The sequence below is a fragment of the Pedobacter hartonius genome, assembly GCF_900107535.1.
Taxonomy (GTDB): domain Bacteria; phylum Bacteroidota; class Bacteroidia; order Sphingobacteriales; family Sphingobacteriaceae; genus Pedobacter; species Pedobacter hartonius.
This window is the reverse complement of the sequence record NZ_FNRA01000027.1, coordinates 1-7,698: the sequence shown is the minus strand read 5'-3', so window position 1 is coordinate 7,698 and position 7,698 is coordinate 1. Positions and strand designations below refer to the sequence as shown.

Annotated in this window: 6 protein-coding genes; 5 read left to right on the top strand and 1 reads right to left on the bottom strand. The window is 43.3% G+C overall.

Annotated elements, in window-relative coordinates; genetic code table 11:
* The coding region (locus tag BLW16_RS22645; RefSeq protein WP_139298388.1) for a hypothetical protein at positions 1 to 952 on the bottom strand (952 nt) is incomplete at its 3' end.
* A 350-nt stretch (positions 953 to 1,302) separates the two neighbouring features.
* On the opposite strand from BLW16_RS22645, the gene BLW16_RS22640 reads away from it, so the two are divergent.
* The 5 genes from BLW16_RS22640 to BLW16_RS22620 all read left to right on the top strand — a co-directional run bounded on the left by BLW16_RS22640 (position 1,303) and on the right by BLW16_RS22620 (position 7,422).
* Positions 1,303 to 3,066, top strand: coding sequence for a Dyp-type peroxidase (locus BLW16_RS22640; protein WP_090560168.1), 1,764 nt, complete (start codon positions 1,303 to 1,305; stop codon positions 3,064 to 3,066).
* Between the two features lie 11 nt (positions 3,067 to 3,077).
* Positions 3,078 to 3,383 (top strand): hypothetical protein, encoded by a 306-nt coding sequence (locus BLW16_RS22635; RefSeq protein ID WP_090560167.1) that lies wholly within the window; start codon positions 3,078 to 3,080, stop codon positions 3,381 to 3,383.
* A 72-nt stretch (positions 3,384 to 3,455) separates the two neighbouring features.
* The gene (locus BLW16_RS22630) at positions 3,456 to 5,753 is read left to right on the top strand and encodes a hypothetical protein (RefSeq protein WP_090560166.1); all 2,298 of its coding nucleotides are present in this window, start codon (positions 3,456 to 3,458) and stop codon (positions 5,751 to 5,753) included.
* Positions 5,754 to 6,749: an NAD(P)/FAD-dependent oxidoreductase gene (locus BLW16_RS22625; RefSeq protein ID WP_090560165.1), complete on the top strand. Its 996-nt coding sequence runs from the start codon at positions 5,754 to 5,756 to the stop codon at positions 6,747 to 6,749.
* 403 nt (positions 6,750 to 7,152) lie between these two features.
* Positions 7,153 to 7,422, top strand: a complete 270-nt coding sequence (locus BLW16_RS22620; protein WP_090560164.1) for a hypothetical protein — start codon at positions 7,153 to 7,155, stop codon at positions 7,420 to 7,422.
* Positions 7,423 to 7,698: the final 276 nt, after the last annotated feature.

Below are 7,698 nucleotides of genomic sequence, written 5' to 3'. Positions count from 1 at the left end.
CCCTTATAATTGTATTGAAAAGTGGCCCACTGATTATCGTAATGACTGGCCCGCTATCATCCGTTTTCGCTGGCCCAGTATCACCGTTATAGACATAAAACCGGGGAACCTTAAAAACGTATCTGTACAGCCCGTCTTTTTTATCAAAACTATTATAGTTCAGCTTGATGATCTCATTGTTGACAGTTCCAAAAAGTGTATCTCTGATCACCTCAAAATCCCCTTTGTGTAAAGTAGATGTTTTTCTTGTTTTTTCCTGACTATTCCTACCATTAACGCTCGTTTTGCGACTTGCATACCGATATACATAACTAGAACTTGTAAGCTCATTTTTATATACAGCAACAAGCGAATCCAGCGACTTATAATTTTTGCCCATTGGGTAAATGATCGTAAATGACAGGCCAATATCTCTTAACGGAGTATTTTGCCTTTCCATTTCACTCAGCGTTTTGGAACTATATTCGAGGGCTTTTGAAGAATTGGCTATCGTTACCGTAGTACGCCTGAAAATCTCGCCGGTTGATTTCATTTGCGCAGTCAGGAGATCCTTCGCTTCGATGTTATTCTTTAACACACCGGTGGTCAGTTCCAGGTTCTTATTGAGCGTATCTATAATGATATGAGATGTCCGGAGGGTTGATTTGGCGGTGTCCAGGTTTTCATGTAACTGGGCACTGTATAGTGCGTAATTTCTTTTGGCTTCCTGGGCATTCTCCTTGGCTTCCAGTGCACTTGCTTTGGCAAGGGCTTCATTTTTATCTGAATCAATATGGCCCAGGATAGTGCCGATTGAACCGATCAGGCAACTCATTAAAGTCAGTAAAAACAGCTGTTTGCTGTGCGTCTCGTCACGGGTTTGACTATAGGTGTAATATGCACTGAATACCACAATGGATGCACCAACAATCAACAGGGTGTAAAATATGAGGGAGTTGTATTTTTCTATCATATCAGAGAATATTGGTCTTAAAATTTCGATTCATCTGTTCAAAATTACATCCTTGAAACCTAAGCTGATCAAATCTGGATACAGTTTATTGCGGGTCAATAAAATATGCCTTTAGGAATTTCGCGTCAATTATTTTTATAATCTATCATCCAATAATTATGCGTTTTGATGATGAAGAAATCACGGCAGACTGATGGATAATGATGTGCAGAATATCATCATTATTTTGCGGTCAAATAATGACAAGAAATAGTCATTGCCGAACCTTATTATCCTGCATAATTTAGATGTAATAAGTATCGTATTTATCGATAGCATGAATTGATACTTAGGTAACTATTATTATCATCATGACAAAAAAACAAACCAAACCCGCGGGACTTCCCTTTAGTCCGCTTGATCCTTTTGCTCCCCAAAACAAAGCCATGTTAGAAAATCTTCAGGGCAATATCCTACAGGGACATGGAAGGAATTTCAGTGCCAACATCTTCATCCAGTTCTCCATCACGGGGAAACAATTAAAGGACCTGATCAGTAAAATCTCCGTTCAGTATGTCACATCAGCTTTTCAACAGGCAGAGGAAAGTAAGTATTTCAAACGCTTCGGCATTCCGGGATCTTTATTCGGAAACTTTTTCCTGGCTGCTACTGCCTACAATAAGATGGGTGTTGGAAAAGACCTGATGTCGGCAATGTTTAAAGATCAGGATAATGTGCCACCTGGGGCGGAGAAAATTTTCCCTCAAAGTGACAGTTTCCTGAAGGGAATGACTGCACTTGGTGCCGATCTCGGAGATATTCCCGCTGATCTTTCCGCCGTAGATCCCGCAGCTATAGCATCATTGCCGGCACTGCAAAAGTGGAAGCTCTTTGAAAAGAAAGTGATCACCGAAGAACCGGAACTTGAGCCTTTGGAGAAAGCGTATCTTAAATTAGACGGGTTGCAGATTGATGCAATGCTGTTACTGGCAGACGATAGTGAACCCTATCTTTTACGCGAAACGCGGTCTTTCGTTACCGAATTTGAGAAACTTGGAATTCAGGTTGTTGCCATCGAGCTGGGCAAGGCGCTCAGGAACAATGAAGGTGAGGGAATAGAACATTTCGGTTATGTGGATGGGAGGAGCCAGCCCCTGTATTTAACCACTGATTTTGAGATGGGCAACCCGAGAAAAGAAAGAATAAATGAGAAAGCATTTCGTAAAGAAAGCGGCGATATTGACCTCTGGGATCCGAAGGCACCATTGGAAATCCTGTTGAAGGAAGATCTTGCAAGCAACGTTCCGGGGTCATTCGGAAGTTACTTTGTATTCAGAAAACTGGAACAGGATGTATTAAGATTTTCGATGGCTGAACAGAACCTGGCCGATAAATTAAAGCTGACAGGTAAAGACCGGGAGCGTGCCGGCGCAATGGCTGTAGGAAGGTTCAGGGATGGGACACCCTTAGTCTTGTCGTCTACAGATGGCTTCCTTCCGGGTAAGGACAACAACTTCAGGTACGACGGACGCGATGCGTCGGGGAACCCTAATCCCAGGTCGGTTGACGACAGCCTCGGACTGAAATGCCCGTTTCAGGCGCATATCAGAAAAACCAACCCGCGTCAGAATGTGGGCGAAGGCGAAGACGGTGATCAGTCAAGGCGCATTACGCGCAGGGGCATCCCTTATGGGGAAAGGATTAAAAATCCAAATGCTTTTCAGGCACTGGACGACCTGCCGACCGGCGGAGTAGGATTGTTATTTGCCTGTTTCCAGAGTTCCATTGTAAAGCAATTTTCTTTTATGCAGAAAACCTGGGCCAATAATACCGGGTTCAAAGTCTCTTCCGCGCCCGGGCAGGATGGTAGTTCCCCTGAAACGGGAATAGACACCCTCATCGGTCAGTCCTCCCAACTTTCCGGCGCCGGTGGAAATCCGGATCATAACTGGCGGAAAGAATATGGCGGCCATCATGGACACACGAGCCTGCCTGATGTTGGAAACCTCGATCTGTCACATTCTCACCCTACCAGGTTTAACTTCAGCAACTTCGTCAAGTTTCGCGGAGGGGAATTTTTCTTCGCCCCCAGTATACCTTTCTTAACACAATCTGCTAACAATAAACCAAAATAAACATAACTATTATGACAAATCTAACAGTTAATGCGCTTTTAAATCTCAAAGAGGAACCTGCTTCACTTACCATCCATGGTTCAGTGATGACTCCTCACAGCCGCGATACGGCTTCTATTGAAGTTGCGGAATCACAGGGGATCAATGCGGAAATTCTGCTTGTAGAACTCCTTGTCAACGAAGTTCCGGGACCAATGAAAATGACGGCCAAGCCATTTTCCAAAACACTGACGGAAGAGGTGTCGGAGTATAAACAGATCCAGGTTCTTTATGCTGAAAATGAATCACTGACAATTGATATCCAGATTATAGGATAACATATGCTTCAGGAATCAGGTTCAATTTACTCCTGGTTCCTATTCAATCATCTTTATTAAACAAACGCTCAAATGAATTTAATACAAAATGTAAATGAACTGTGCAGTAAACTTGCCAGTCATGGATGGAGAGATATGCTGCTTTCAGTTACAAATAACGAACTGGATATTGTTCAAAAAACGCATGAGAATTTGCGGAAGGCATTGCTCGCTCCGTTAAACAACATCGACAGGGAATTTCCCGGCTTTGAAGACTATGCCTTCGAGGATAACAAAGGGATCTGCCCCCGTAATCCCGCCAGCAGCCTGCTGTATCATGCGCTGTCAAGCCCGAATGTATTATGGCAGGATAAAAGTAAAGCGCACAAGCTGACTTACTTCCCTGACCTGTCTGAGCTTGAACTCATCGAAAACTTTGTTTTTGGAATCACGCCTCCGTCACTGTCATTTTTATTTAGCGAGGCAAAAGGGGCCGAGCTGGCTATCGTAGTGTATGCAAGCCAGTACCGGACTGCCGTTGACACACCACATCAAAAACACGCAAACATTGTTTACAGCAGAACCGGTGTTGCCCGCGTTGGTACTGCAGCATCTTTCTTTAACCCTGAAACAAGGAGTTTCGACGCGCTGGTTGCCGATGATCCGCATAAAATAAGAGTCCTTCCGGCCAGGTACTGTGCCTACATTGCCATTAAACATAGAGGTGATGAAAGCTTTCTCGGCAAAAATATGCGAAAAGACATCAATGATACTGATGAGGCACCGATAGACCGGGAACTGGACTTTTGGGTCCCTGTACAGAAATTGTTTAGCGGAAACGAATGTATAGACGGCAGAACAGTGGCTGTAAGTTTTTCTGCCAACCATAAAAACGAGAAGATCAAAAGGGTACACCAGTTTGTTAAACAACGTTTTTCTTTAGAAACCGGGCATTCTACGGCCGATCTGCTGAACGATCCATTTGTGATCTCAGACGAGATAGCTTCATTTTCAGCTGCAGACAATCTGCTGAAACCCGCTGTACACGACAGCCTGGTGGATAAAGCAGCAATGAAGGGAAATCATGTCGTATTGACGAAGCCTGCACTTCCACAAACGCAAAATGGCTGGCAACTGGAAAGGAAGGGCAACACCCTGGCAGATTTTTCTACCAGCTTGGAACTCCGGTCATCAGAAGGAGCCAGAACAGGGCCTGAATATATGCATATCCGCACCAAAGTGGAACAGGATGGCAGCCTGACAGATCTCAATTTAAGCGAAGATATTGCCAGTCAGATATTTCCTGAACAATATAATGCATTACACTATAAGGATTTTACCGGGGACGGTGCTGTGGTAGTCAACCTTTCAGGATTGCCTGAGGTCGGCAAAGTTTTACCGGCTTATTCCATTGTGGCCGCACCAGATTTCTTTCCTTTTGTAGAACAATCTGAAATCCTGCATCAGAGCTTACAGCTTTTGGCCAATCCCTGGTTCCGGCAGCCGGAGACCTTATGCAATACCAGGATGTATCCAAATATAAGTTCGCATCATGAATTTGATATTGAAGCTGATGATGCCTGGAATACCATTACCTCACTTGTATGTTTACCGGTCATTTCCGGTATAACGACCAACTTTAAAGATCCGGCAAAAGAAAACCGTATTTCTTATCTGACAGATGGGGCTGCGGGTATTTTTGCTCCCGGCTGGGACACTAGTTTTGATATTACGATCAGGAACCAGGAAGCCATCACACACCTTTCCGCCTATGGATTGGGAAGCCCTTTCCCTGAAGATTCAAAATTATGTGCGGCACTCAGTTCTTTCTGGCCGGCCGTTGCACCAGATATCTCCAGAAGTTTCTGGCCCACCCGGGCGACTGTTCTCCCGTTGCTGGATGCAGAAATTGGCGCAAACGGGCAGGGTACAGGCTGGGACGGCGAGTTGGGCCCGAACTATAAACGTTCACAGAAAACTGTAACCTTCAAGAGATTTGAATATGTAGATTATACCTTAAACGTGTATGAGAACAAGTTTAATTATCATTTGCTTGCAGGTATAGATGCAGAGGAATATTTGAAACGCGTGGTCAGCTATAAGAAATTGAAACAGCTCAATGATGAAATCAATGCAGATCAGATCAAGCTGGTCAGTGTTTCAAAACCGGGCGAAGCTGATGCAGACCTCATCAGTGCAAGGGCGGCCGTCCCTCAGCTGTCAGATTCTGTTTTATACAAATATATATTTGTCCGCCCTGACCGCGCATCCTTTGTTAATCTGGATATAACCACGCTGCAATTTAGTATAACGGACGAACTCATCTATTTGGTTGATGCCGGCGGATCTGTCGCCACCAGGACTTTGAAAGAAGATTGGAAATTAGCCTAAGTGTTGGAACGCGTTGTGATTTTAGGTTGTGGTGTTGCCGGACTGGCAACCGGCATCGAACTTTCTAAAGCCGGCTTTGATGTGACCATTCTGGAGGTCACATCAAAGGCCCGGCAAATTCGCCCCGGGGAAAGCTGTCACCCCGGGATTGAACCGCTGCTGAAACAGCTCGGCGTGTTTGATCAATTAATGAAGAGCAAGCCGTTGCGGTATAATTCTGTTCTCATTACTATTGACGGGGAGAGCAGGACAGATTTTTTCAACGAAGAGCAGAGCTGGCAGGGGTTTAACTTTGACAGGGCTGAATTTGATCAAGTTTTGCAGCAGAAGGCAATCAGTGCGGGCTGTAAAATCCTGACCGGCGTAAAAATCATCGGGTTTCCTTTGCAGGGAAATATGGTAAAGGCGGTAGATACCGATAAGGGGGTTTTTGAACTCGAGAGGTTGGTAGATGCAACAGGTTTGAAGTCTATCACTGCCGGCAAATTTAACCTGCGGCGAATTTATCATTCGGAGAAACAGGTTTGCAGCTATACCCAGTTGAAATTTGAACACATTCCTGCCAGATTGCCCAGGGCGTATTTTGAGAGCAGGAACGGTTCATGGATATATTGCAGTATGATCAATGATCAAACCTGTTCGGTAACCTGTTCGCGCAACGGCAGTTTCGAATTCAGCATTGCTGAGTTTATACAGGACCATTTTAAAAGGCCATATGAAGTGGTTGTATCCAGAAATTATGTAACCAGTTGGAGCATACTGGCACCTTACGGGATTGATAACCTCTTTTTTGCCGGTGATGCATTTATTACTTACAATCCGATAAGTTCAAAAGGCCTACTAAAGGCAATCATGTCAGGTATTTACGTGGCTTTCATTTTAACCCATATTTCCAGAGGAAAAGTAACACTCAGGGAGGGCAATATCCTGTACCAGGAATGGGGACGGGAATTATTGAAAAATGAAATGCAGGAATTAAAAAAGGTAAACATTTAATTACGATAACTAAATAATCGGGTTATCAGAAAAACACATCGCAAATACACTACCTACTGTCGGGTTTAAGGGCAAAGAGATTATCGCTATGCCGGACTATCGTAATCATTATCTGGAGTTCTACAATTAGGATTGGTGGTTGAGGAGTCAACCGACCTGCTGGAAATGTCAGGGATAAAAAACAGAGGGATGGAATATTTTTTAATCAAAAGCCTATCAGATCGATACAATTGTTGTTCCGCTATATCCAAAAATTTATCTTGAAGCCTATGTTGCAAAAAATCTCATATTGCAAATATTAAAGGATTCTTTTCTTGGCTATAAATTTAGCGATGGGTTTGTAATCAGATGCTTTTTGTCTTCAAGTAGATCCTTTAAAAACCATATATCTAAATTGGATAAAATGGAACAGGGAACAAGAAGTACAATCCTGTTGTCGAAAATGCCCAAGTTTATCTGGGTTGCGGAGATCTATGATAAAGACAGCTATTTACCGTTCACAGGAAAAGCTGCAGGACTTATCATTCTTGATGCAACGGAATCTAATTCAACAAGTGTTGATACACTTATTCTCGCTGCATATCCTGATAGATATATTGCAGTTGATGAAAATAAATTCATAAATTTGAAGTATCTCTTGAAAAATTACAGTTATTACAGTAACTTAAAATAAGAAAGATCATGAGTAAAAGAGTAAAATTTTCATTCGATTCTATCAATAAAGGAAAGATTACGCCTATAAAAGCTGAAGACCTTGCTATGTCCAGTCAAAGGATAAAGGAGGAAATGAAATTAGTGGTTAGGAAATACAAAAAGAACGAGACTGGATCTGTTATGGATGCACGCAGGCTGGTAGTTGTGCATTGGCATCGTCCACTTCTTAGATAGCTCTCTGAAGGCTAAATATACTAGCTTTAGCAGTGCCTGATCTGAGGTGAAAGCACCTTTG